Source organism: Bacillus salipaludis (assembly GCF_030938565.1).
Lineage (GTDB): Bacteria > Bacillota > Bacilli > Bacillales > Cytobacillaceae > Neobacillus > Neobacillus salipaludis_A.
Window position 1 is genome coordinate 1,269,739 of record NZ_JAVGVR010000001.1, and the last position, 22,182, is coordinate 1,291,920.

Consider the following 22,182-nt stretch of genomic DNA (forward strand, 5'->3'; position numbering starts at 1 on the left):
TCATGCCATTTCAAATCGAAGATCAAAGAGCCGTCATGGATGTTCGCGAAAGAATTTTAAAGGGGGAGCATCCACGACGTGAAATATTAAATTTTGTGAATGAAGCGCCGGTAGGAACATTTTTTGAAATACATTTACCGCACCGTGCAGAACCGCTGATTGCTAATTTACAGGGATTAGGCATGAACGTCATTGTAAACGAATTAGAACCAATGCATTTTAGGCTTATGGCCGTAAAATTGAATGAATTTTAATCCAGGCCGGCAATTTCTTTTAATTGGTCCAACTCTAGAATCTGAATCTTTCTCCTGCCATCCATTTTAATCAGACTTTGAGAGATAAACGTTAACAGCTTTCTGCTAACTGATTCTGGGGTTGTTCCAATATAGCTTGCTAAATCCTTCTTTGAGATGGGTAAGGTGAACATTCCATCTTTCGGGTTCATTTTTTGATAAAAAAGCACGAGTACCCGTGCCAGTCTTTGCTCTACCTCTAATAAACCGAGAAGACCTACAGATTCATCTGCTTCATAAAGGCGGTCATTGACAGCGATTAAAAATCGGTAGGACAGACCGGCATTTCCCTCCATTGTTTTTAAAAAATCCTTTTTATCGATATAACAAATAACCGTTTCTTGGACGGCTTCCGCATGTACATAGTGTTTTTCATCCCTAAGCAGCGAATATAATCCAAAAAAGTCCTTTGGAAACAATAGGCGGACAATTTGTTCTTTTCCTTCCGCTGACATTTTGGTTAGTTTAATTACCCCTTCATTTACAACAAACAGTGTCTCTGAACGCTCTCCTTCCTGAAAAATGAACTCTCCCTTTTGAAATTTGTGGCTCCGCGTTACCTTCTGCAAAATCTGGAGATCGTCTTCTTTCAATCCTTGAAAGACCGGAACGGAAACTAAGCATGAAGCTTCATGAGAGCAGCATTGATAACAGCACATGCAAAATCACTCCCAACTGTAGATAGTATCTTTTATTTTACTGTGGGGCCTATTTCTTTGGTGTGATATAAATCAAATACTTGATTCAGGTCAAGGTTATATTGCCCTTCTTCAAGTAAACTGGAAGAAAGACAAGAAAGGATTGGTGAACATGGGTACCATCCAATTGGCATTGAATGATGTGGCTTGCACAGGTTGTATTGGAAAAATCAAAAAAAAGATAAAAAAATACGATGGTATTGAAAAAGTGACAATTGTCCCCGGCAGCGGAATGATTCTAGTCATGTACAATGAAGCTATTATTCACCAAGATGAAATTCAAAGTAGTATTCACAAATTGGCATTAAGAATATTTGACTAGTGCCAGTGTAATAATATTTCCTCGCCGTTAAATACTATGAAAAAAGAGGGAGGAATTTGTTTGGAGCATAATCAGGATAGTAAATTTGAGGATACTTTTTTACCAATGACATCAGTGGGAAGCGGCGTTGGCATTGCTGTTTTGCCTGATGTCTATTGTTATACGAATAAAATTGTCAATCTCGCATTAGTAGGAGCCGCGGATGAATTTGTGCTGATTGATGCGGGAATGCCAAAATCAGCAGATGAAATTAAAGCGATGATAGGGGATCATTTTGGCGAAAATGCCCGCCCGAAAGCTATCATTTTAACGCATGGCCATTTTGATCATGTCGGTTCATTGGTCGAGGTGCTGAAGGATTGGAAAGTGCCTGTTTATGCACATGAACTGGAGATTCCTTTTTTAACAGGGGAGAAAGACTATCCTCCGGGTGACCCCAGCGTCGACAGCGGCCTTGTAGCGAAAATGTCCCCGATGTTTCCGAACCACGGGATTAATATAAGCGGCCAGGTCCAAGCACTACCAGAAGATCAATCGGTTCCGAATATGCCTGGTTGGAAGTGGGTTCATACACCAGGGCACACACCGGGCCATATATCCCTTTTTCGCGAAGACGACCGTGCTCTCATTGCAGGTGATGCATTTGTTACCGTGAAGCAAGAATCCCTTTATAAAGTTATGACCCAGACACAGGAAATCAGCGGCCCGCCGAGATACTATACAACGGACTGGAATGCTGCCTTTGAGTCAGTGAAAAAGTTAGAAGCATTGAACCCCAGGACGGCTGTAACCGGTCATGGACTGCCAATGACCGGGGATGAATTAACCAAAAGCCTTCATAATCTTGTAGAAAATTTTAATGAGATTGCAATGCCGAAAAATAGCCGATATGTAAATTGAGATAGGGCTGACGCCATAAAGGCAGCCTTGTTTAATTTTCTAAAAAATTAAACATTTCCGGTGTATCAGCATATGAATTAGTAGAAACAATGGTTACTAATGAAAATTTCTATTTAGGAGGAAACATGAAAACCTGTTTATTTCTACTGATTGCTGGTTTAATAGACGCCGTCCTAACCCATATTGGAATTGCATTTGGTATCGTTGAAGAGGGAAATCCGATGATGAAACTGATCATCGAAAAAAGCTGGGTCTTTTTCTATCTGGTAAAAATCATCCTGCCGCTGGTGTTAATCGGCTTGTTTTACCTCCGCCCGCTTAAAGGAAAAATCAGAACACTGCTTACAGCTGCCGGCATCCTCTATTTTTCCGTCCTTGCTTATCACCTAGTGTGGATTCTCCTTTATTTAAATACCACCAGCTAATTAGCTAGACACTGCCCATTGAATAAGTTAGTATCAAAGACGAATATAATAAGAAGAACGTAAAGAAAAAAGGAGTACCCTATGCTAAACACACTAAAGCCTTTCTTACAGGAAGCATGGCAGAAATCAGGCTTTGCTGAGCCGACTGCCATCCAAACTGAAGCCATCCCGCTCGTCTTAGAAGGAAAAGATCTCATCGCCGAGTCACCGACAGGTACAGGCAAGACGCTTGCTTACTTGCTGCCGCTTTTAAATAAAGTTGACTCTGTCTCATCTTCATTGCAGGCTGTAGTGCTTGCCTCCTCGCAGGAGCTCGTAATGCAGGTTTATCAAGAGTTTCAAAAATGGTCAGAAGGCAGCGGAATTCGCGGTGCCTCTATTATTGGCGGGGCAAACGTAAAAAGACAGCTGGAAAAATTAAAAAAGCGTCCGCATATCATTTTTGCCACACCAGGTCGATTATACGAATTAATTAAACAGAAAAAAGTAAAAATGCATGAAGTCAAATTGGTCGTTTTGGATGAAGGAGATCAATTGCTGATTCCTGAGCATCTTGGGACCGTTCAAAACATAGTCAAATCCACAATGGCAGACCGACAAGTTGTTTTATTTTCGGCGACCATGAAAGCCGAGACAGAAAAGCTTGCCGCTGATTTAACCAAAGAGCCAAAGGTTTTGCGAATTAAGAAGGATGAAGCAGCATCCTCCGGAGAAGTTGAACATATTTACTTCCCTGCTGAACCGCGCGACAAAATCAAACTTCTTGAAAAAATTGCTCGCTTAGAAGGAATCAAAGCCTTGGCATTCATCAATGACATTGGCGAAATTCAAGTGTTTAAAGAAAAATTACATTTTAAAGAGCTATCAGTCGGTATTTTACATAGTGATATGAAGAAATTAGAACGCCAAGCGACATTAAAGGCTTTCCGCGATGGAAAAATGTCGATGCTGATAGCAACAGATGTTGCAGCAAGAGGACTCGACATCCAAGGAGTTACTCATGTTGTCCATATTGATTTTCCAAGAGACATTGATCAATATGTTCACCGTTCCGGAAGAACTGGCCGCATGGGAGCAAACGGCACCGTCATCTCCCTCGTTACGGATAGAGAAGAACGGGAGCTAAAACGTTTTTGCCGAGAGTTAAAGGTTCCTGTGCATAAACGAATTTTTTATAAAGGGCAGATTGCCGAACAGGAAGAAAAAGTACGACGCTAAACAGTGGGGAGATCCCCACTGTTTTTTAATGGAAGGATTTTTATTATTTTTTCAAGAATACTTAAGGGAAAGAGGGGGAATACGTATGGAAAATCCGAAGCTGAAAAAATTACATGATGAATGGCTTGAGGAAGCATCGATCAAGGAAATGCAGGAAAAATTAACAAGTGAAGAACTGACTTCTAAAGAACTTGTTTTGATGTATCTAAATAGAATTTCATCATTTGATCAAGTCATAAATTCGGTCCTAGAAGTGAACCCGGATGCGTTGCAAATTGCTGCAGCACTCGATGCCGAACGGAAAGAAACTGGCCCGCGCAGCTCATTGCACGGAATTCCCATTTTAATTAAGGATAATATTGATACGAAGGACAAAATGCACACAAGTGCCGGGTCTTTAGCTTTAAAGGATTCGTTTGCCTTAAGGGATTCCTATGTTGCAGAGCAGCTGCGTAAGGCAGGAGCGGTTATCCTTGGTAAAACAAATATGACAGAATGGGCCAATTTCATGGCGCTCGGAATGAAAAATGGTTACAGCTCGCGCGGGGGGCAGGTATTAAATCCATATGGCCCTGGCAAATTCGATGTGGGCGGTTCAAGTTCCGGTTCGGGTGCGGCGATTGCCGCCAATCTTGCAGCTGCAGCAGTGGGCACCGAAACATCCGGTTCAATCCTTAATCCGTCTTGTCATAATTCGATCGTTGGAATCAAACCAACGGTAGGGCTTATTAGCCGCAGGGGAATTATTCCGATTGCCCATACGCAGGATACCGCAGGGCCAATGGCACGTACGGTTGAAGATGCCGCCATTCTGCTAAATGCATTATCCGGAAGAGATGAAGAAGACCCAATTACGGGGACAAATCCATTTGAAAATTACGATTTTACGAAGCACCTTGTGAGGGATGGCCTTAAAGGAAAAAGAATCGGCATTGCATGGGAAGGCTTTATTGATGCGATTCGTGAGGATAAGAGGGAAATAATTCATGCTGCCCTTGATGTTTTAAAATCCTCCGGTGCTGAGGTGATTGAGTCTATTGAGATCCCATCCGCAAAAGCCAAGTGGAAGTACGATGTCCTGACTTATGAATTCAAACCGGATGTAAATGCTTATTTGAATGGACTTCATCCATCAGTATCTGTCCGCACGTTGAAGGATTTGATTGAGTTTAATCAGAACAATGAGGATACGATGCTTAAATACGGTCAAGCTGTCTTGCTTGAGTCAGAAGAAACGAGCGGTTCGTTGACGGAAGAGGCCTATTTCAAAGCATTAGAATTTGATGACTATTATGCAACTGTAAAAGGAATTGATTTTGCTCTGGAAACCTATCAATTGGATGCGATTGTTTTTCCTGGGGAAGAAGGGTCACATATTAGTGCTAAAGCCGGCTATCCGACCATTGCTGTCCCGGCAGGTTACACGGCTGATGGGGAACCGGTAGGAATTACCTTTGCCGGAACCGCTTATCGTGAGCCGGTTCTTATTGAAGCAGCCTATGGTTTTGAACAATTGCTCCCTGTACGCAAGCCGCCTTGTTAGAATAAGTTTGCCTCATTTCACTCATACTATCATTGACTTTCTTGAAAAAGGAGATGGTAAGTGTGGGAAGAACGAAGCTTGGTAATGCGAATGCCCAACGAAATAATAATCGTAAAAAACCGATGAAGACCAGTTCGGAACTTGTTGAATTTACAACAGGTGAAGATATAAAACGGAACCGTCCGAATAGTAAATAATCAAGAACGCCTCCCTGTGATTTGGGAGGCGTTTTAAGTTGATGATTTTTTAAAATTGTTGATATCCAGTGAAAAATTGTTGATATCCAGCTAAAAAGTGTCGATATCGAGTGAAAAAGTGTAGATATCTAGCTAAAAATTGTTGATATCCAGCTAAAAATTGTTGATATCGAGTGAAAAAGTGTCGATATCCAGCTAAAAATTGTTGATATCGAGTGAAAAATTGTTGATATCGAGTGAAAAATTGTCGATATCCAGCTGAAAATTGTGTATATCCATTGAAAAGTGTCGATATCTAACTAAAAATTGTTGATATCCGGCAAAAAAATGTTGATAACCATTCTCGGGAGCATATCTGCCCACTAGGAATAATACTCATCCCCGACATTTTTCAACGGTTTTAGCGCCGGACCTTCGATCACATCACCCGAATAAGAGAACCGCGAGCCGTGGCATGGGCAATCCCAGCTTTTTTCTGCGTGATTCCACTCCGTTTCACAGCCGATATGGGTGCAAGTGGTATCTACGATATAAAGTTTGCCATTTTCGTCTTTATAGGCTCCCGCTCTTTTACCTTTGTGCATGACAGCAGAACCTTCACCTGGACGCAAATCTCCCGGATCCTTTGGCACAAACTCCAATTTGCCCTTCAGGAGATGCTTCGCCACATCGGCATTGGTCGAAACCACCTGCTTTAAATCTGGATCGGCTTGGAACCGTGATGGGGAATAAAGTTCCTTATACGGATTGTCCCGTTCAAGAACATAATCCGTCAGCAAATGACCGGCAAAAATCCCGGTGGTCATCCCCCATTTTTTATAACCCGTTGCCACTAATACATTTTCCTTATTTTCGGTAATCTGACCGATATAAGGGACTCGGTCCAGAGTGATTAAATCCTGTGCGGACCAGCGATAGGTATAGCCAGAGAGACCAAATACTTCTTTTGCAAAATCCTCAAGGGCGCGATAATGTGCGAGCGTGTCAATTCCTTGGCCCGTTTTATGATTTTCTCCGCCAATAATGAGTAAATTTTCTCCATTAAACGGGGTATATCGAATCGACCGTGGCGGGTTATCGGCACTGATATACATGCCCCCCGGATATTCCTCCGTTAATTTAATCCCAATCGCATATGACCGTGAAGCATACATTCTTGCAAAATAAAGCCCCGGTTTATCATAAAAAGGAAAATGGGAAGCGATCACTACTTTTTTACATGTAACGATATGCCCTTCCTTGGTTACAACCTTTGGATGAGAGGTTTCCTCCTCTTCCAAATCAACGGCTGTTGTATTCTCAAACACTTGACAGCCCGCACTTACAGCCTCATCCAAAAGTGTCTTTAAAAATTTAAGCGGATGGAACTGGGCTTGATTGCGCATCACGAGTGCACCGGTCGTTTGAATCTTAAATGGAATCGTATCCTTTAAGGCACCATCGATTCCTAATCGCTCGTAGGCAGACATTTCTGTTTCAAGCTGCTTTTTATATTGCTCGGTTGTGGCATAAATATAGGCATCCTGCTTGCTAAAATCGCAGTCAATTCCTTTTTCATTTACCATTTTTTCAACAAACTGAATCGCATTTGACTGGGATTCAAAGTAGAGTTTGGCATTTTCTTCGCCAAAATGATTGATTAATTCATCATATAATATGCCATGCTGGGCAGTAACCTTTGCCGTCGTATGCCCGGTTGTCCCATTCAGCACCCCGCCTGCCTCAAGCAGCGCAACCTTTACTCCTTCTTTAGACAGCAAATAGGCTGCGGTAATACCGGTAATCCCGGCACCAATAATCGCTACATCAACGGATAGATCTTCTTTTAATGCTTCAAAAGTGGGTAATTCTATTTCACGCCAATAGGTTTTCGGAAACTTATTGGTTGTTTCAGCTGAGCTCATATTCCATCCTCCAGTTACAAAAATTTGCTTATGTTTAATTTTTCCTAAACTGATAAAAATAATCTATTGTCATCGGATAATTTTTAAATCATTTAGATTGACGATGGATAATTGGATTGATATTTTTATATAAGAATATTCAATAAATTCTGGCGCCTTAACAGCTAAAAGTGTAAGCTTGAGCAGTTTTCACCCTAAAAATGAATAAGGAAAATACATATTAAAAGAGGGTGAAAGGTATGAGAAAACATTTTGAAACAGAAATTTTGCACGAGGAAAAGAAACGGGAAAGAAAGTTTTCGAGTAAAGTAACCCCTATTTATCAAACATCGGCTTTTACGTTTAAGGATCTTGACGACCTCGAAGGATTTTATCAAGGCAATGGGAGCTACCTTTATTCCCGTACAGGCAATCCAAACACAGATGAATTAGGGGAAGCCGTTGCAAGGCTTGAAGGAGCACCAGCTGGTGTTGCTGCCTCTTCTGGATTAGCAGCCATTCTTGCAGGAATTCTAGCCGTTGTGAAAAATGGCGATCATATTGTCGCGGCAGATGACCTATATGGCGGCAGCTATCATATGCTTGAGAAAGAATTAAATGATTTTGGTATTGAGACAAGCTTTGTTTCGTTTACTGACCAAACTCAAGTGGAAAACGCTATTAAAGAAAACACAAAACTTTTATATACGGAATCGATTTCGAATCCATTATTGCGCGTAGAGGATATAGAAGGGGTTGTACAAATTGCTAAAAAGCATGGGCTGATTACTTTGGTGGACAATACGTTCGCAACCCCTTATCATTGCCGTCCATATTTAATGGGCGTTGATTTAGTTGTCCATAGTGCGACCAAATATATTGGCGGACATAGTGATGTCATCTCTGGCGTTTTGACCGGCAGAGAGGATATAGTTGCTCAGGCGAAAACAAAGGTGGTCAATCTCGGGACAAATGTCAGCCCATTTGAGGCATGGCTGACTGTCCGCGGTTTAAAAACACTTGCATTACGGATGAGAGCACAATCTTCCAATGCAAGAAAGTTAGCGGAAGCCCTTTCTCAGAATAAGTTTATTGAAAAAGTTTATTACCCATTTGATAAGGATGCTGAAGGCTACAGTGCGATGGTTACCATTCAGCTTTCAAAGAAGGTAGATATTCAGCAATTTTTCCGCTCATTATCCTGGATTAAAATTGCTCCAACTCTTGCCGGGGTTGAAACGACTGTTTCTCACCCATTAATGACCTCTCACCGGGAATTACCGCAAGAGGTTGCGGAAGCCTTAGGAATTACAAAAGAGGTCGTCCGAATTTCAGTCGGAATTGAACATGCCGAGGATATTATTGCTCAATTTGAGCAGGCAGTTGAGAAATCACTATAATAGTGCGAATCACCCTGAAATGATGTCCAGGGTGATTTTTTTATTAATTATTAAGATGGAGACTGATGCGTATCTTCTGATTTTGTTGGAATGGGGTCAATCCGACTTGAGTCTTCAGTGTCCAGTGCTCTTCGCATAGCAAGAATAAACGATCCAAAAATAAATCCAAGACAAATGATAAAGCCAATTGCTGTAGCCCACCATAAAGCCATGAAAAATCCCCCCTTTTTACACTATATGCCTTGGGGGGAACATTTTTTCCATAGTATTTATAGTGATAATGCCTTATTCTTTCTTCTCGTGTCCTCCATAATAATCGACTTTTTTAATATTCACTCCTACAAACGTTTCAATAATCGACTGGCCGCCCGCAATGGAAAAAATGAAAATAAACACAAAGGTTATTTTTGGAAAAAGTAAATAGGCACCTCCAAGCAGGATGGCACTCCAAACCCCGGCACACCAGTAACATTTCAATAGATACCCAAACATCGATGCAGGTACTTCCTTAAGTTTTATTCCTTCTTCTGTTTCTACTTCAACTTTTTTCATAAAGGGTTTACGGATAAACTCGGTTATTTTATCAAAAACAATTAAATGGGTTAAACGATAGCTTGCCAAAATTAACATGATGTAGGTAATCCATGAAATGTCTCTCACATTTTTAGCCTCCAGAGCAAAACGAATTATTTATGAGTCCCTGTATATTTTGAGCTTTAAATTAAAAATATATATTCGGAGGAGGCGAAAAAGTGAAAAAATCATTTTGGTTTAGTATTCTGTTTTTCCTATCAATATTCTGCATCCCAAGCGTTTCATTTGCCCAGCAAATTTATACGGTACAGCCGGGTGACTCGCTTTGGAAAATTGCCGTCCGGTTTCAGGTTGGTTTATCGGAGATTATTTCAGCGAACCCGCAGTTTAAAAATCCAGCTTTAATTTACCCTGGTCAAAAGGTAACGATTCCTGATTTAGGCGCCACCAAAAGTATTGAAAATCAGGTGATTCAATTAACAAACCAAGAGAGGGCGAAAAACGGATTAAAACCGTTCACACCTGATTGGGAGCTGTCAAGGGTAGCCCTCTATAAGGCAATGGATATGAGAGATAAGAATTATTTCTCCCATACAAGTCCAACCTACGGGGATCCATTTACGATGATCAAGAACTTTGGGATTTCCTATCGCGCTGCGGCAGAGAATATTGCCGCCGGACAAACGACTCCACAAGAAGTGGTTAATGCTTGGATGAATAGTCCAGGGCATCGGGCCAATATACTAAGTACCAGTACCACCAGGATTGGGGTAGGCTACGCAAAAGGCGGGTCCATGCGGTATTATTGGGTACAGCAATTTATATCTAAGTGACTAGAAAGGGTCAGTCCTTCCATGGGGCTGACCCTTTCTACGTCTTAGGACCGAGATGAAAATCAAGCTCTGGAGCAATTATGGAATTAAAAGAAAAAAGGTAAGATGATATCAAGATAACGAAAGGAGGAAAACGAAATGAAAAAATTCGGTTTACTAGTAGCGGGAGGGATTGCAGCTATCATCCTGCTCTCAACCATCGGTCCGATGATTGGTTTACTTCTCAGTCTGGTGATCCTATATTTCATCTTCAAACAGTTTCTAAAGAGTGAGTCAACAGGTGCCAAAATCGGCCTTGGTATTTTAGGATTCATCGTCCTTGTGGCATCTATTCATAATGCACCGGCGATAATCGGTGTCGGTGCTGCCTATGTGCTCTATCTTGTTTATAAAAAATGGAACGAGAACAAACAGACAAAAATGAAAAAGGACTCCAATGATCCGTTTGCCAATTTCGAAAAACAATGGAACGACTTAAAACATTATTAAACCTATGAGGAGAGATGCAAAATGACAAACTTATTTACAAGAATTAAAAACACAATCGCTGCTGATTTACATGAAGCCCTGGATCATAAGGAAAAGAAAAATCCAATTATGCTGCTTAATCAATATCTGCGACAATGTGAACAGGAAACGGAAAAGGTTCGTAAGCTCCTTGAACGTCAATACACCCTCAAAGAGGAATTTACAAAGGAACATGTTCAAGCGGTGGAGCTGGCTGAAAAAAGAAAGCGTCAAGCGGAGATTGCTTCACAGGCAGGAGAAATGGAACTTTATCAATTTGCAGCAGCTGAACATCAGCAATATGCAGAACGTGCTGGACGGTTAAGTCAGTCTCTTGAGCAAATCAAAGGGCAACTCGAAGAATTAGAAAGAAAATATCAAGAAATGAACCATAAGTTAAAAGATATGCAAATTCGCCGGATGGAATTAATGGGGCGGGAAAATATGACTCGTGCGAATCATCGGATGAACCTTGTACTGGACACAAATCCTAACTCTGAAAAATCTTATTCCCGTTTCAAAGAGATTGAGAACTATTTGGACCGTTTAGAAAATCAGGTGAATCAATCCTTTTATCGCAGCACGATTGATGCGAGAATTGCCCAATTGGAAAAAGAAATGAAAGTTGAAGAAAGCAAGTCCACATTATAACCAAATCATGGTATTCTAAAAGGGCGTAGGATCTCTACGCCTTTTGACCATATCAAGAATTTCCGTAAAAGGGTCATGAATTTTATACTAGGGGAGGGTGAGCCAATGTTTAAAAATACGAAAAATGATTATATTGGCTGGCTGGCTATAATTGGTGCCCTCGTCCTCGGGCTTGAGATTTTATTTTTTAATAGAGGGCTTATTTTCTCTCTTATTTTCTCCTGTGGATTGATGTATTTAGGCCGCAAAAAAGCTGGGAAAAAGCGTGGGAGAGTGCTTTTCATTGCCGGTGTTTTTTTCTTTATTATTAGCATCATCAATATGATGACCTTCAAATTTTTATTATTAGCAATTTTACTGCACTTTTTTATTCAATTTATTACTTCAAAAAAAAATCCAAAGAAAATACAATTGGAAGTTGCCGAACCAAAGCAGGACCCGTTTGAAGAAACAATGTACAAGAGTAAGCCGCTCTTTGAAAATATCTTTTTGGGACAGCAAAAAACCCCTCAAGGTGTATACGAGTGGGAGGATATCAATATCCAGGCTGGAATAGGCGATACCGTTATTGATCTTAGCTATACCATGCTTCCAAAAGGGGAAACCGTTATTTTTATCCGGAATATAATCGGAAACATGCAAATCCTTGTTCCATATGAAATCGAAGTAAGCATCCACCATTCTTGTATGGCGGGTTCCACTAATATTTTTGATCACCACGAGCCAAAAGTATTTAACCAGGTGATTCATTTAAAAACACCAGGCTATGAAACGGCTGAGCAAAAGGTAAAAATCTTTACCTCGCTTGTGGTTGGGAATTTAGAGGTGAGCCGGATATGAGTACAGCACAACGTCAAATTGTCTGGAGTGTCTGCTTTTCCTTTTTGACCGCCATTATTGTTTCGGCTGTGTTCATTAATGTTTTCCCGTTATCTAACTGGTCGGAGCTATGGGATCGGCACTTTATGGATATTCCGATTGTGATTTTTATACCGGTTTTTAGTATTGCTTTAGGAGTCCTGATTGGTGCCGTTTCTGGATTTTTCTGGAGGAGACAGCTTCTATCCGTTGATCATTCTCTACATCAACTAGAAGAAGGACGGCAGGCCGAGATTAAAATAAAACCTTCGATTACAGAAGTACAAACGATTGCAAGTAGAATTGAGAAAATCGGCAAACAAATGTCAGAGCAGGCTAAGCTGTCGCAGCGGTTGGCAACGGAAAAGGTGGAGGACCAGGAATCAAGGATACAGGAGATTATCGAGCAGGAACGAAATCGTCTAGCAAGGGAATTGCATGATTCTGTCAGTCAGCAGTTATTTGCTGCTTCGATGATGATGTCTGCGATAAATGAAACGAAACAGTTTTCGGAAGATAACCGGGAAGCGAAGCAGCTGAAAATGGTTGAGGAAATGATTCATCAGTCCCAATTAGAAATGAGGGCACTTCTGCTTCATTTACGGCCTGTTGCCTTAAAGAACAAATCCTTGCAAGAAGGGATTGAAGAACTATTACTTGAATTATCCATGAAGGTAACGATGGATATTAAATGGAAGGTTGAAGCCTTTCCGCTTGATAAAGGAGTGGAGGACCATCTATTTAGGATTTTACAAGAGTCGGTATCCAACACACTTCGCCATGCAAAAGCCGGGAAACTTGACGTACTGCTCATCAAGCGGGATGACCTTGTTATTATGAGGGTGGTCGATGATGGGATTGGTTTTGAGGTCGATGATGAAACAAAAGCAGGATCTTATGGGATGCAGAATATGCATGAACGCGCCCTTGAAGTGGGCGGGACACTAAAGGTGATAAGTATGAAAAATAAAGGGACCCGCCTGGAAGTGAAGGTTCCAGTGGTGAGGAATGGGGATGGTACAAGTGATTAGAGTATTATTTGTAGATGACCATGAAATGGTAAGAATCGGTGTTTCCGCTTATTTATCTGCACAGCCTGATATAGATGTAGTTGGGGAAGCAGACAATGGGAAAAGGGGAGTTGAGCTTGCACTGGAACTTCGGCCCGATATCATTTTAATGGATCTTGTGATGAAGGAAATGGACGGAATTGAGGCAACCAAACAGATTATCGAACAATGGCCGGAAGCAAAGGTTATTATTGTTACAAGCTTTTTAGATGATGAAAAGGTGTATCCTGCGCTGGAGGCTGGGGCAACTAGCTATATGCTTAAGACCTCTAAGGCCAGCGAAATTGCGGATGCTGTTCGAGCTACATATCATGGTCAATCGGTCCTTGAGCCTGAGGTAACTGGAAAAATGATGGTCAAAATGCGCCAGAAAAATCAGCATTTACCTCATGAAGAACTGACAAGCCGCGAGCTCGAGATTCTGCTGTTAATGGCCGAAGGGAAAACTAATCAGGATATTGCGGATGAATTATTTATTGCCTTAAAAACGGTGAAAACTCATGTTAGTAATATTCTAAGCAAGTTACGTGTTCAGGACCGCACCCAAGCGGTTATTTACGCGTTTAAACATTCGTTAACGAAATGATTGATATTAAAACTGCCTTCCAGGGTGTCCTTGGAAGGTCTTTTTTTGTTGGTTTTTAAGGGATTCGAGGCTTTCATTGACCGAAGGAGTACGCTTTTGCTGAAAAAGGTAAAAGCAAAGGCGTTCCATTGCCTGGAGGATGAGTTTTAAAATGAAAAAGGTAAAAGAAAGAGCGTTTCATAACCCGCCATTTGAAGTAGGCCATGCATAAAAAAGGTAAAGAAAAATCAAAAACAACATTTTTCCATTGGTTATATTGAAAAAACTATTGATAATTATTCTCAATAACTGCTAAAATAATAATAATGAAAATGATTATCATTATTAATCTTAAATTCGGGGGATTTTATAGAATGAATTTATATAAGGTATCAGGCGTTATTTTATTATCTAGCAGTCTACTATTCGGATGTTCCAATACAGAAAAAAGCTCTGCACCTGCAAAAGTAAAAGAACCAAAAAGCAGTGCGGCTAATCTTGATGGTGTTACGAATACATATCGTGAGTATGCTGTTGGCGAAATCGAGGAATTCGTTAAGGCAACAGACGCTTTTACAACGGCAGTGAAAAACGGAGATCTTGAAAAAGCGAAAGAGCTTTACGGTCCAGCCCGTATGTACTATGAAAGAGCAGAACCAATTGCCGAAGTGTTTGGTGATCTTGATCCTAAAATCGATGCTCGTGAAGGCGATGTTCCTGAAGGAGAGTGGGGCGGGTACCACCGAATCGAAAAAGGACTTTGGGTTGATAAGACTACCAAGGGCTATGAAAAATATGCTGATCAATTAATGAAGGACGTTAATTTGCTCCGTGCTAAGGTAGAAACAGTAGAGGTTACTCCTGACCTATTAATTACCGGAGCAGTGGACCTTTTGAATGAGGTTTCAACCTCCAAGGTAACAGGAGAAGAAGACCGCTATTCACATACTGATTTGTATGACTTTGTGGCGAACGTACAGGGAGCAGAGGAGATTTACAAACTTTTAAAGCCAGCTTTACATGATAAAGATGCCGATGTGGCAAAAGAAATTCAAACCCGTTTTGATGAAATGTACAGCCTTTTAAATCAATACAAAAAAGGTGACGGATACCAGTTATATACCGAACTGTCTAAAGAACAAGTAAAAGAATTAAGTCAGGCGATTGATGCATTAGCAGAACCACTATCTCAAATAGGAATGGTAACGGAGGCGTCTTAATTGTCAACGAACCCAAATATCAACAATGAATCTACTAAAATAGCAAAAACATTCTCGCGAAGAGATATCCTCAAAACTGCCGGAATTGGCGGTGTAGGGGTACTTGTCGGTGCTTCCGGTTTAGGCGGCCTGCTCTCTATAACGGAGAGCAAGGCAAAACAAATAGACTCTGGTGAGAGCATCCCGTTATATGGAAAACACCAACAAGGAATTACAACAAAAACACAGAATCATGTGTATTTTGCCGCTTTAGATGTAACGACAACGAATAAACAAGATTTAATTAGACTTTTTAAGGACTGGACAAAGGCAGCTGCTTTAATGACGGAAGGGAAGTCGGTCGGGGAGCTGACCAGTAATGAATTTCTTCCGCCAAAGGACACTGGGGAGGCAGCAGGATTATCGCCATCCAAGTTAACAATTACTTTTGGTGTCGGTCCGACGTTATTTAAAAAAGACCAACGAGACCGTTTTGGGCTACAACATAAGCAGCCAAAGGAATTAGTGGATCTTCCTAAATTTCCACTTGATGCATTAGAAGAGGAGTGGACCGGCGGAGACCTTTGTATTCAAGCTTGCGCTGATGATTTACAAGTCGCTTTTCATGCCGTTCGAAACCTCGTCCGCATTGCCAGGGGGAAAGCGATTCTGCGTTGGGCTCAATCAGGATTTCAACGTACGGCACAGGCTGATCCAAGGGAAGGAACTCCAAGAAACTTGTTTGGTTTCAAAGATGGGACTGCCAATCCAGATGTAAACGATGAAAAACAGATGAATGAGCAAGTTTGGGTACAGCCAGGAGATGGCCCCAATTGGCTTGCTAATGGAAGTTATCTTGTCGTCCGAAAGATCCAAATGTTTATTGAGGTATGGGACCGCACGACATTAAAGGAACAAGAAAATACATTTGGACGTTATCGAATTAGCGGAGCACCGCTCGGGCAAAAGAATGAATTCGACAAGCTTGATTGCAATCATAAAGATGAATATGGTAAAGACTTTATTCCTGTTAATTCACATACAAGACTTTCGCACGGGGATGGAACGCAAAAGATCCTGCGCCGGGCTTATTCTTATTCAAATGGAATGGATGTAAAAACCGGGAGCTTTGATGCAGGATTGTTGTTTCTATGTTTTCAGCGAAAACCGAGCAAACAATTTATCCCGATTCAGCATCGGCTGGCAAAAATGGATAAGTTAAATGAATATACTTCCCACCGCGGAAGTGCGATTTTTGCTTGTTTACCAGGATGCAAACAAGGTGGTTTCATAGGGGAAACATTATTTAGCTAATGTTTTCCTCTTTAAAGGAGAGAGAAAGAATGAAGACGAAAATAAAATTATCACTGGCCCTATTCATCAGCCTATTCATGCTCATCCTAATGATTCAGCCTGCAGCAGCAGCCGAAAATCATGATGAGCTTTTTGTACTAATTGGCGATAGCTTAATGAAAGCAAAACAAGGGGATCAAGTCACTGTTTCGAAAAACATGGAACAATTTTCAAAAGAGTGGAATGCTCTTAAAAAAGAAGATAGTAAACTTGCAAAAACAGTTAACACAAAACTAAATGATGTCAATCGTCTCCTTAAAGAGAAGGCGGATAATGAAGCCATTACAAAAGGTCTCTCTGCTCTTTCAAGTGCAGTTGTGCAATATGATCAAGAACAAAACCCAGTTGATAAAGAAAAGGGGAAAGAACAGGTTAAAAACCTTCTTCCAATCATTGACACCATGAAGGAAAGCAGCGAACAAGGGAATATCTCAAAGGTGAAATTGCAATATCAAACATTTATGAACCAATGGACTGCCAATGAAACCTTCGTTCACGATGAAAGTATTTCTTCCTATGGAAATATTGAAAAATACACGGCTCTCGTCCGAATTGCGATCACACAGGACCCGCCGGATTTAAAAAAGGCACAGCTTCAATTAGATCAATTAACGAAAGAAATTGAAAACTTCCTCGCTGGAAAGAACACAGGAAAGTCTCAAGAAACGTATAGTTTACAAGATTTATCTAATCTATTAACGAAGGCTGAAGACCTAATTTCCCAAAAAGATTATCAAAATGCGAGCAGTAAGCTGAACGAAGTTTTAACAATTTGGCCAATGGTCGAAGGGGATGTTCAGACAAGGGATAGTAAGCTATATAATGATATCGAAACAAAGGTTCCAACAGCGATCAGCATCCTAAACTCAAAAAATGTTAACGCTCAAAAGGCTTCTGAAATCATTGAGGATTTACATACCAGACTTGCTCCATTATTGAGCAAAACCGATTATTCATTATGGGATGCAGCATTAATATTACTCCGTGAGGGCTTGGAGGCATTATTAATTGTTGCTACATTGCTTGCATTTCTTAAAAGGATGGGGAAATCTTCAAAGCAGAAATGGATATGGGCAGGGGTTGGTGCAGGTATTTTACTGAGCGCAATTCTTGCTATTTTCATCAACATTCTATTTTCAAAACTAACTGCTGCTTCAAGTAGGGAATATATCGAAGGCATTACCGGAATTGTGGCCGTGTTAATGATGTTAACCATCGGAGCTTGGCTGCATAATAAATCAAGCATCGGAAACTGGAATAAATTTATTAATCAACAGATGGAACAGGCAATTGCAAAAGGCAGCCTTCTTTCCTTCGCAATGATTAGTTTTCTGTCTGTTTTTCGCGAAGGCGCAGAAACGATTATTTTTTATGCGGGGATTACTCCTTATATCAGCTTACAGCAGCTCGTCATCGGAGTATTACTGGCAGTGGTAATCTTAGCTGTGGTTGGGTTCCTTATCATCAATTACAGTGTGAAAATCCCAATCCGTTTATTCTTTAAAGCGGCAACCATCCTTATTTATGTATTGGCATTTAAAATTCTTGGGATCAGCGTCCATGCCCTGCAAATATCAAATATGATTCCGACCACTACAGTTAATAAGCTTCCATACGTTGACTGGATTGGACTTTACCCAACGTGGGAAACGACTTTAACACAAATCGGCTTGCTTGTGATTATTTTCTTCATGACCTACGCGGTAAAGAAAAAATTCTTTAGAAAATCAATACCCGCAAATGTTTAAAAGGGCCATTTCGGCCCTTTTTGTTTAGGCTCGGTTAAACATAGTTGTTGATTTCCGCTCCAGGCACTTCGCTTTCCGTGGGCGGTCCGGGGAGCCTCCTCGTCGCTTCACTCCTGTGGGGTCTCCCCTGTCCCGTAATCCCACAGGAGTCTACGTGCCTTCCACTCCAATCAACGTTGTTCAAAAATCAACATTCTCCTTTAACAAAGCCTTTGTTTAAAGTATTTTTTTAAATGGAACCGTGTCAGCCCCTAACTTTTGCTTCCATGAGTATGGAATGGATAAATTTTCTGATATCAATTCGGGTAGTGGCAGCGGATTGTTTTTTTCCTTCGAGTTCGAGCATTTTCATTCGTACTTGGGTATAGTCGAATAATTTGGATGAGAAGTACTCAAAGGTTGGGTTGGCATAATCCGTTAAACCCAGTGAGGCAAGATGCTCTAGCACCTGTTGAATTGTACGGCGGACCCGTTGTTCCACGGCTTTACCTTCCTTAGTTATTTCCTGCGGTGAAGCGGCTGAACCGAGCCGAATTTTGGCTGCCTGTTCATACAACTCTTTCAAAGGCGGGAGGTCGCGATTACCCTGCATGTCTAATTGATGTAAAATCGTTAAAAGATCCAAAAGATCCTTTTCACCACTCTTGCCAATAATCCCAAGTTCAAGAAGGATACTTTTGGCGGAGGAGATCAGTGATGGTTGTTTAGTTGGACGTGTGTTCTCCAGAATGCGGTTGTTTGTATTATGCTTCGTTAAAAAGCTTAATGATTTTTGAATATGATGAAGTGATTTTTCCAGCATCAGATAGTCACTTACTTTTTTAAGGACACTGACCACCTCAAGCCGATTAATCGGCTTTGTGATATAATGCTCCACTCCAAGAGAATACGCTTCGCTAATCATATCCTTTGTTTCGACTTGAGAGATCATAATGATTTTCCCTTGAAAGGAGGGAGCAATTTCTCTGACTGTTTCAATTCCGTCCCTGATAGGCATGAGCAGGTCAATCATTAGGATATCGACATCTTTTAAAGAAAGAGTCTCTGCATCCACTTCAGCCCCGTCCGCTGCTTCCCCTACAATCGACCCCAAGCCTTCCTCTTCAATGATATTTGATAGCATTCCTCTAATAGTAACGGTATCATCAACAATAAAAAAATTCATGGTAATCACCCCTTTTTCGACTGGTAATAAAGTATAAGTGCAACTCGCCTCATAAACCGCCCTTAGGGGTTGCCAATCAGCGAGTTTTGTTTATTAAATTTATAACCGGAAGCTGAATTTCAAAGGTCGTTCCTTTTTCTTTCTCTGATTCGACTAGGTTAATTGTGCCATTCAGATTTTCAATGACGTTTCTAGTGTAGGATAAACCGATTCCATTTGAAGCAATTCCGGCTTGATCAAATTTTGTTGTAAAACCTGGTTCAAAAATATACATTTTGTTCTTCTCAGAAATTCCGTTTCCATTATCCTTTATGCATATTTTGACAAAGTCCAGAACCCTTTCAACCGTTAATACAATCTGTCCTTCCTGACGGATGGCTTCCACCGCGTTGGCAACAAGATTATTTATAAGGGAAAGAAGGATAAAAGTACGGTACTCCGAATGTACCCCCGTAATGTTTACCTGAAAATCAATTGATTTCCCGAGCAGTTCACCATAATTTTTATTTGAGATCGTTACAACAGAAATGATTTCGCGAATGTTCATAAAATCATCTAATTTTTCTTTGGCCATTAATTTAGACAAGCCGGCATAAATACGTTGATTATCTTTTTTTATTTCGTGTAATTCACCGGCGATTTTCAGCATGGCTTGTGCTTCATTTTGATTGTTTAGCGTTTTTAAATCTCGATAAATCGTGTAGCAGGCGCTGGTTAGTTGCTCTGCGTTCTTTGCTGATTTTTCCAATTGAAACATTTCCACATATAAATTTGAGACTAAAAGTAAAACCTCTTCGGTCCGTTTTCGTTGCTGTTCTTCAGCCAACCTTGTCTCACGTACTAAAATTGTATTGAAAAAACCAAGTACAAAGAAGCTGCGAATGATGGCTACCCCAACAATAATTAAGAAGCCAGAGGTTGTCATTTTCATATCAGTTGTGTAATGGCGAATGGTCATTTCTGAAAAATTGCCCATAATTTCGAGCACCATTCCAACTAGACCAATGAGCAGCGGGCGATGATATAATTTTTTTACTTTAAAAACATGAAAAAATGCAGCAAAGACCATGTAATAGAAAAACACGGGAAAATGGTCAGGGAAATCAAAGGAGCCAACTTGAAGCTTGTCCAGAATAACCCGGAAACAAACGACAGCACTTCCGGTTAAAAAGCCCGCCGCAACTGGATGGATTTTACGTGACCATAGCAATATAAAAAAGAATACAGGTGTACTCATGCTGATTCTTAAATCAGCACCGGTTAAAGGATAAAATTTTATTTCTCCGGCTATAGGAACGGCAATGATCATAAACAAATAGGCTAATATTTTATCGCGAATACGATCACCCCCCCTATCTATAGTAAAAAAATTATTTTCAATTGTAAAAATTTTTTTAACCCACTTTGTAGTTTTTTGTAGGTTATCGTAGGTCAACCGTTATGATATAAACTGTAATCGTTTACAAACTATATTCCTACTATAATATTATCAAAAATCAAAAAACTTATCGATGGGAGAGAAGCGAGTGAAAAAAATTAGTTTAGCATGGCAAATTTTTATTGGATTAATTCTTGGGATTATTTTAGGAGCCATTTTTTATGGAAATCCACATATCGAGCAATTCTTACAGCCAATTGGAAACATCTTTTTACGATTAATTAAAATGATTGTTGTGCCGATTGTCATCTCATGTCTCGTAGTTGGTGTTGCAGGTGCCGGCGATATGAAATCGCTAGGGAAACTAGGAGGCAAAACGCTTCTATATTTTGAAATCATTACAACGATCGCGATTGTTGTCGGCCTGTTAGTTGCTAATATTTTTCATCCAGGTACTGGCGTGGATCGTTCGCAACTGGTTAAATCAGATATCAGTTCCTATGTTACGACTGAAAAAGCAACGGAGTCACACTCTCATATTGATACACTTGTAAATATTGTACCGACCAATGTGGTTCAGGCGTTTGCAAATGGAGATATGCTGGCGATTATTTTCTTCTCCGTTATGTTTGGTCTTGGTGTTGCAGCAATTGGTGAAAAAGGCAAACCGATCATTGAATTTTTTAGAGGTACAGCCGATGCGATGTTCTATGTAACCAATCAGATTATGAAGATTGCTCCATTAGGGGTGTTTGCCTTAATTGGGGTTACCGTTTCAAAATTTGGGTTGGAATCATTAATACCGCTTGGAAAATTAGTTATTACCGTATATGGCGCGATGGCTTTCTTTATTATTGTCGTGCTCGGCATTGTAGCGAAAATTTGTGGCTACAACATTTTTAAGCTTTTAGCTTATCTGAAAGACGAATTAATTTTGGGCTATTCCACAGCGAGTTCGGAAACCGTTCTTCCGAAAATTATGGAAAAAATGGAGCGAATCGGATGTCCAAAAGGGATTACTTCATTCGTCATTCCGACTGGTTATTCCTTTAATCTTGATGGATCTACCTTGTATCAGGCCATTGCGGCTTTATTCATCGCCCAAATGTATGGCATTCATATGGGCATTGGACAACAGATTACATTGGTTCTTATTTTAATGGTTACATCAAAAGGGATCGCAGGTGTCCCTGGCGTTTCAATTGTTGTTCTGCTTTCAACCTTAGGTAGTGTCGGTATTCCGGTCGAAGGACTAGCGTTTATTTTAGGCGTAGACAGGTTGCTGGACATGGCCCGTACATGTGTAAACATTGTCGGTAACTCACTTGCGGCGATTGTTATTTCCAAATGGGAAGGTCACAAAGTTAGAGATCATCACGAAGAGCAAGCCGCATAGGCGGTTATACAAAAAAAGGCACAACTGGCGGATAGCTGGATGTGCC

24 protein-coding genes are annotated in these 22,182 nt (G+C 40.6%); 18 read left to right on the top strand and 6 right to left on the bottom strand.

All coding sequences use genetic code 11. The annotated features are described in order from the left end of the window. Nucleotides 1-2 precede the first annotated feature (2 nt). Nucleotides 3-254: an amino acid decarboxylase gene (locus RCG21_RS06205; RefSeq protein ID WP_133336270.1), complete on the top strand. Its 252-nt coding sequence runs from the start codon at nt 3-5 to the stop codon at nt 252-254. Here RCG21_RS06205 and RCG21_RS06210 read toward each other — a convergent pair. Continuing rightward, a complete protein-coding gene (locus RCG21_RS06210; protein ID WP_308912986.1) occupies nt 251-952 on the bottom strand; it encodes a Crp/Fnr family transcriptional regulator in 702 nt (233 codons plus the stop codon). The two genes, RCG21_RS06205 and RCG21_RS06210, sit on opposite strands and share 4 nt — an antisense overlap. Before the next feature lie 151 nt (nt 953-1,103). On the opposite strand from RCG21_RS06210, the gene RCG21_RS06215 reads away from it, so the two are divergent. The 6 genes from RCG21_RS06215 (at nt 1,104) to ypzF (ending at nt 5,596) form a co-directional block, all read left to right on the top strand. Further along, nucleotides 1,104-1,313 carry a cation transporter gene (locus RCG21_RS06215; protein WP_133336266.1) on the top strand — a complete coding sequence of 70 codons (210 nt, stop codon included), beginning with the start codon at nt 1,104-1,106 and terminating at the stop codon, nt 1,311-1,313. Between the two features lie 60 nt (nt 1,314-1,373). Beyond that, a complete protein-coding gene (locus RCG21_RS06220) occupies nt 1,374-2,213 on the top strand; it encodes an MBL fold metallo-hydrolase (RefSeq protein ID WP_372512585.1) in 840 nt (279 codons plus the stop codon). Nucleotides 2,214-2,338: 125 nt separating this feature from the next. After that, nucleotides 2,339-2,638 carry a DUF5658 family protein gene (locus RCG21_RS06225; protein WP_133336262.1) on the top strand — a complete coding sequence of 100 codons (300 nt, stop codon included), beginning with the start codon at nt 2,339-2,341 and terminating at the stop codon, nt 2,636-2,638. Between the two features lie 81 nt (nt 2,639-2,719). Continuing rightward, complete coding sequence (locus RCG21_RS06230) at nt 2,720-3,856, top strand: DEAD/DEAH box helicase (RefSeq protein ID WP_133336260.1); 1,137 nt, start codon at nt 2,720-2,722, stop codon at nt 3,854-3,856. Nucleotides 3,857-3,941: 85 nt separating this feature from the next. Beyond that, on the top strand, nt 3,942-5,399 hold the full coding sequence (locus RCG21_RS06235) for an amidase family protein (RefSeq protein WP_308912987.1): 1,458 nt from the start codon (nt 3,942-3,944) through the stop codon (nt 5,397-5,399). A gap of 62 nt (nt 5,400-5,461) precedes the next feature. After that, nucleotides 5,462-5,596, top strand: coding sequence for a protein YpzF (ypzF, locus tag RCG21_RS06240; RefSeq protein ID WP_268884108.1), 135 nt, complete (start codon nt 5,462-5,464; stop codon nt 5,594-5,596). Between the two features lie 362 nt (nt 5,597-5,958). On the opposite strand, the gene RCG21_RS06245 is transcribed toward ypzF, so the two are convergent. After that, complete coding sequence (locus RCG21_RS06245; RefSeq protein ID WP_308912988.1) at nt 5,959-7,500, bottom strand: FAD-dependent oxidoreductase; 1,542 nt, start codon at nt 7,498-7,500, stop codon at nt 5,959-5,961. Nucleotides 7,501-7,739: 239 nt separating this feature from the next. Here RCG21_RS06245 and RCG21_RS06250 point away from each other — a divergent pair, with 239 nt between their 5' ends. After that, nucleotides 7,740-8,879 carry a trans-sulfuration enzyme family protein gene (locus tag RCG21_RS06250; RefSeq protein WP_308912989.1) on the top strand — a complete coding sequence of 380 codons (1,140 nt, stop codon included), beginning with the start codon at nt 7,740-7,742 and terminating at the stop codon, nt 8,877-8,879. 50 nt (nt 8,880-8,929) lie between these two features. Here the strand turns inward: RCG21_RS06250 and RCG21_RS06255 are convergent, their stop codons facing one another. Together RCG21_RS06255 and RCG21_RS06260 are read right to left on the bottom strand one after the other, a co-directional pair. Then, complete coding sequence (locus RCG21_RS06255) at nt 8,930-9,091, bottom strand: hypothetical protein (RefSeq protein ID WP_165976306.1); 162 nt, start codon at nt 9,089-9,091, stop codon at nt 8,930-8,932. Nucleotides 9,092-9,164: 73 nt separating this feature from the next. Continuing rightward, nucleotides 9,165-9,539 carry a DUF1360 domain-containing protein gene (locus RCG21_RS06260; RefSeq protein WP_208025379.1) on the bottom strand — a complete coding sequence of 125 codons (375 nt, stop codon included), beginning with the start codon at nt 9,537-9,539 and terminating at the stop codon, nt 9,165-9,167. A 92-nt stretch (nt 9,540-9,631) separates the two neighbouring features. Between RCG21_RS06260 and safA the strand changes: the two genes are divergently transcribed. The 9 genes from safA (at nt 9,632) to RCG21_RS06305 (ending at nt 18,197) form a co-directional block, all read left to right on the top strand. Beyond that, a complete protein-coding gene (gene safA, locus RCG21_RS06265) occupies nt 9,632-10,246 on the top strand; it encodes a SafA/ExsA family spore coat assembly protein (protein WP_372512586.1) in 615 nt (204 codons plus the stop codon). Between the two features lie 138 nt (nt 10,247-10,384). Continuing rightward, nucleotides 10,385-10,735, top strand: coding sequence for a lmo0954 family membrane protein (locus RCG21_RS06270; RefSeq protein WP_133336249.1), 351 nt, complete (start codon nt 10,385-10,387; stop codon nt 10,733-10,735). Nucleotides 10,736-10,756: 21 nt separating this feature from the next. Beyond that, a complete protein-coding gene (locus tag RCG21_RS06275) occupies nt 10,757-11,404 on the top strand; it encodes a PspA/IM30 family protein (protein ID WP_133336247.1) in 648 nt (215 codons plus the stop codon). Nucleotides 11,405-11,509: 105 nt separating this feature from the next. Next, on the top strand, nt 11,510-12,244 hold the full coding sequence (gene liaF, locus RCG21_RS06280) for a cell wall-active antibiotics response protein LiaF (protein ID WP_026573177.1): 735 nt from the start codon (nt 11,510-11,512) through the stop codon (nt 12,242-12,244). Next, nucleotides 12,241-13,293, top strand: coding sequence for a sensor histidine kinase (locus RCG21_RS06285; RefSeq protein ID WP_133336245.1), 1,053 nt, complete (start codon nt 12,241-12,243; stop codon nt 13,291-13,293). Before liaF ends, RCG21_RS06285 begins: the two co-directional genes overlap by 4 nt. Next, a complete protein-coding gene (locus tag RCG21_RS06290; RefSeq protein ID WP_133336770.1) occupies nt 13,286-13,918 on the top strand; it encodes a response regulator transcription factor in 633 nt (210 codons plus the stop codon). The genes RCG21_RS06285 and RCG21_RS06290 overlap by 8 nt, the downstream gene beginning before the upstream one ends. 353 nt (nt 13,919-14,271) lie before the next feature. Then, nucleotides 14,272-15,117, top strand: coding sequence for an iron uptake system protein EfeO (efeO, locus tag RCG21_RS06295; protein WP_133336243.1), 846 nt, complete (start codon nt 14,272-14,274; stop codon nt 15,115-15,117). Beyond that, the gene (gene efeB, locus RCG21_RS06300) at nt 15,118-16,410 is read left to right on the top strand and encodes an iron uptake transporter deferrochelatase/peroxidase subunit (RefSeq protein ID WP_308912990.1); all 1,293 of its coding nucleotides are present in this window, start codon (nt 15,118-15,120) and stop codon (nt 16,408-16,410) included. Between the two features lie 29 nt (nt 16,411-16,439). Then, a complete protein-coding gene (locus RCG21_RS06305) occupies nt 16,440-18,197 on the top strand; it encodes an FTR1 family iron permease (protein ID WP_308912991.1) in 1,758 nt (585 codons plus the stop codon). Nucleotides 18,198-18,441: 244 nt separating this feature from the next. Here RCG21_RS06305 and RCG21_RS06310 read toward each other — a convergent pair whose 3' ends face one another. Together RCG21_RS06310 and RCG21_RS06315 are read right to left on the bottom strand one after the other, a co-directional pair. Then, entirely contained in the window at nt 18,442-19,362 is a 921-nt protein-coding gene (locus RCG21_RS06310) for a response regulator (protein ID WP_133336239.1), read from the bottom strand. Nucleotides 19,363-19,438: 76 nt separating this feature from the next. After that, on the bottom strand, nt 19,439-20,671 hold the full coding sequence (locus RCG21_RS06315; RefSeq protein ID WP_235824842.1) for a sensor histidine kinase: 1,233 nt from the start codon (nt 20,669-20,671) through the stop codon (nt 19,439-19,441). 217 nt (nt 20,672-20,888) lie between these two features. Between RCG21_RS06315 and RCG21_RS06320 the strand changes: the two genes are divergently transcribed. Beyond that, nucleotides 20,889-22,136: a cation:dicarboxylate symporter family transporter gene (locus tag RCG21_RS06320; RefSeq protein WP_133336237.1), complete on the top strand. Its 1,248-nt coding sequence runs from the start codon at nt 20,889-20,891 to the stop codon at nt 22,134-22,136. The last annotated feature ends 46 nt before the right edge of the window (nt 22,137-22,182 follow it).

Bases quoted from the DNA above. Each gene is read 5' to 3' on its own strand.
- RCG21_RS06230 (WP_133336260.1), top strand. From the start codon at position 2,720: ATGCTAAACACACTAAAGCCTTTCTTACAGGAAGCATGGCAGAAATCA.
- RCG21_RS06255 (WP_165976306.1), bottom strand. From the start codon at position 9,091: ATGGCTTTATGGTGGGCTACAGCAATTGGCTTTATCATTTGTCTTGGA.
- RCG21_RS06250 (WP_308912989.1), top strand. From the start codon at position 7,740: ATGAGAAAACATTTTGAAACAGAAATTTTGCACGAGGAAAAGAAACGG.
- RCG21_RS06205 (WP_133336270.1), top strand. From the start codon at position 3: ATGCCATTTCAAATCGAAGATCAAAGAGCCGTCATGGATGTTCGCGAA.
- RCG21_RS06210 (WP_308912986.1), bottom strand. From the start codon at position 952: ATGTGCTGTTATCAATGCTGCTCTCATGAAGCTTCATGCTTAGTTTCC.
- RCG21_RS06310 (WP_133336239.1), bottom strand. From the start codon at position 19,362: ATGAATTTTTTTATTGTTGATGATACCGTTACTATTAGAGGAATGCTA.
- RCG21_RS06225 (WP_133336262.1), top strand. From the start codon at position 2,339: ATGAAAACCTGTTTATTTCTACTGATTGCTGGTTTAATAGACGCCGTC.
- RCG21_RS06305 (WP_308912991.1), top strand. From the start codon at position 16,440: ATGAAGACGAAAATAAAATTATCACTGGCCCTATTCATCAGCCTATTC.
- RCG21_RS06215 (WP_133336266.1), top strand. From the start codon at position 1,104: ATGGGTACCATCCAATTGGCATTGAATGATGTGGCTTGCACAGGTTGT.
- RCG21_RS06285 (WP_133336245.1), top strand. From the start codon at position 12,241: ATGAGTACAGCACAACGTCAAATTGTCTGGAGTGTCTGCTTTTCCTTT.
- liaF (WP_026573177.1), top strand. From the start codon at position 11,510: ATGTTTAAAAATACGAAAAATGATTATATTGGCTGGCTGGCTATAATT.
- RCG21_RS06235 (WP_308912987.1), top strand. From the start codon at position 3,942: ATGGAAAATCCGAAGCTGAAAAAATTACATGATGAATGGCTTGAGGAA.
- RCG21_RS06275 (WP_133336247.1), top strand. From the start codon at position 10,757: ATGACAAACTTATTTACAAGAATTAAAAACACAATCGCTGCTGATTTA.
- efeO (WP_133336243.1), top strand. From the start codon at position 14,272: ATGAATTTATATAAGGTATCAGGCGTTATTTTATTATCTAGCAGTCTA.
- RCG21_RS06315 (WP_235824842.1), bottom strand. From the start codon at position 20,671: ATGATCATTGCCGTTCCTATAGCCGGAGAAATAAAATTTTATCCTTTA.
- RCG21_RS06245 (WP_308912988.1), bottom strand. From the start codon at position 7,500: ATGAGCTCAGCTGAAACAACCAATAAGTTTCCGAAAACCTATTGGCGT.
- RCG21_RS06270 (WP_133336249.1), top strand. From the start codon at position 10,385: ATGAAAAAATTCGGTTTACTAGTAGCGGGAGGGATTGCAGCTATCATC.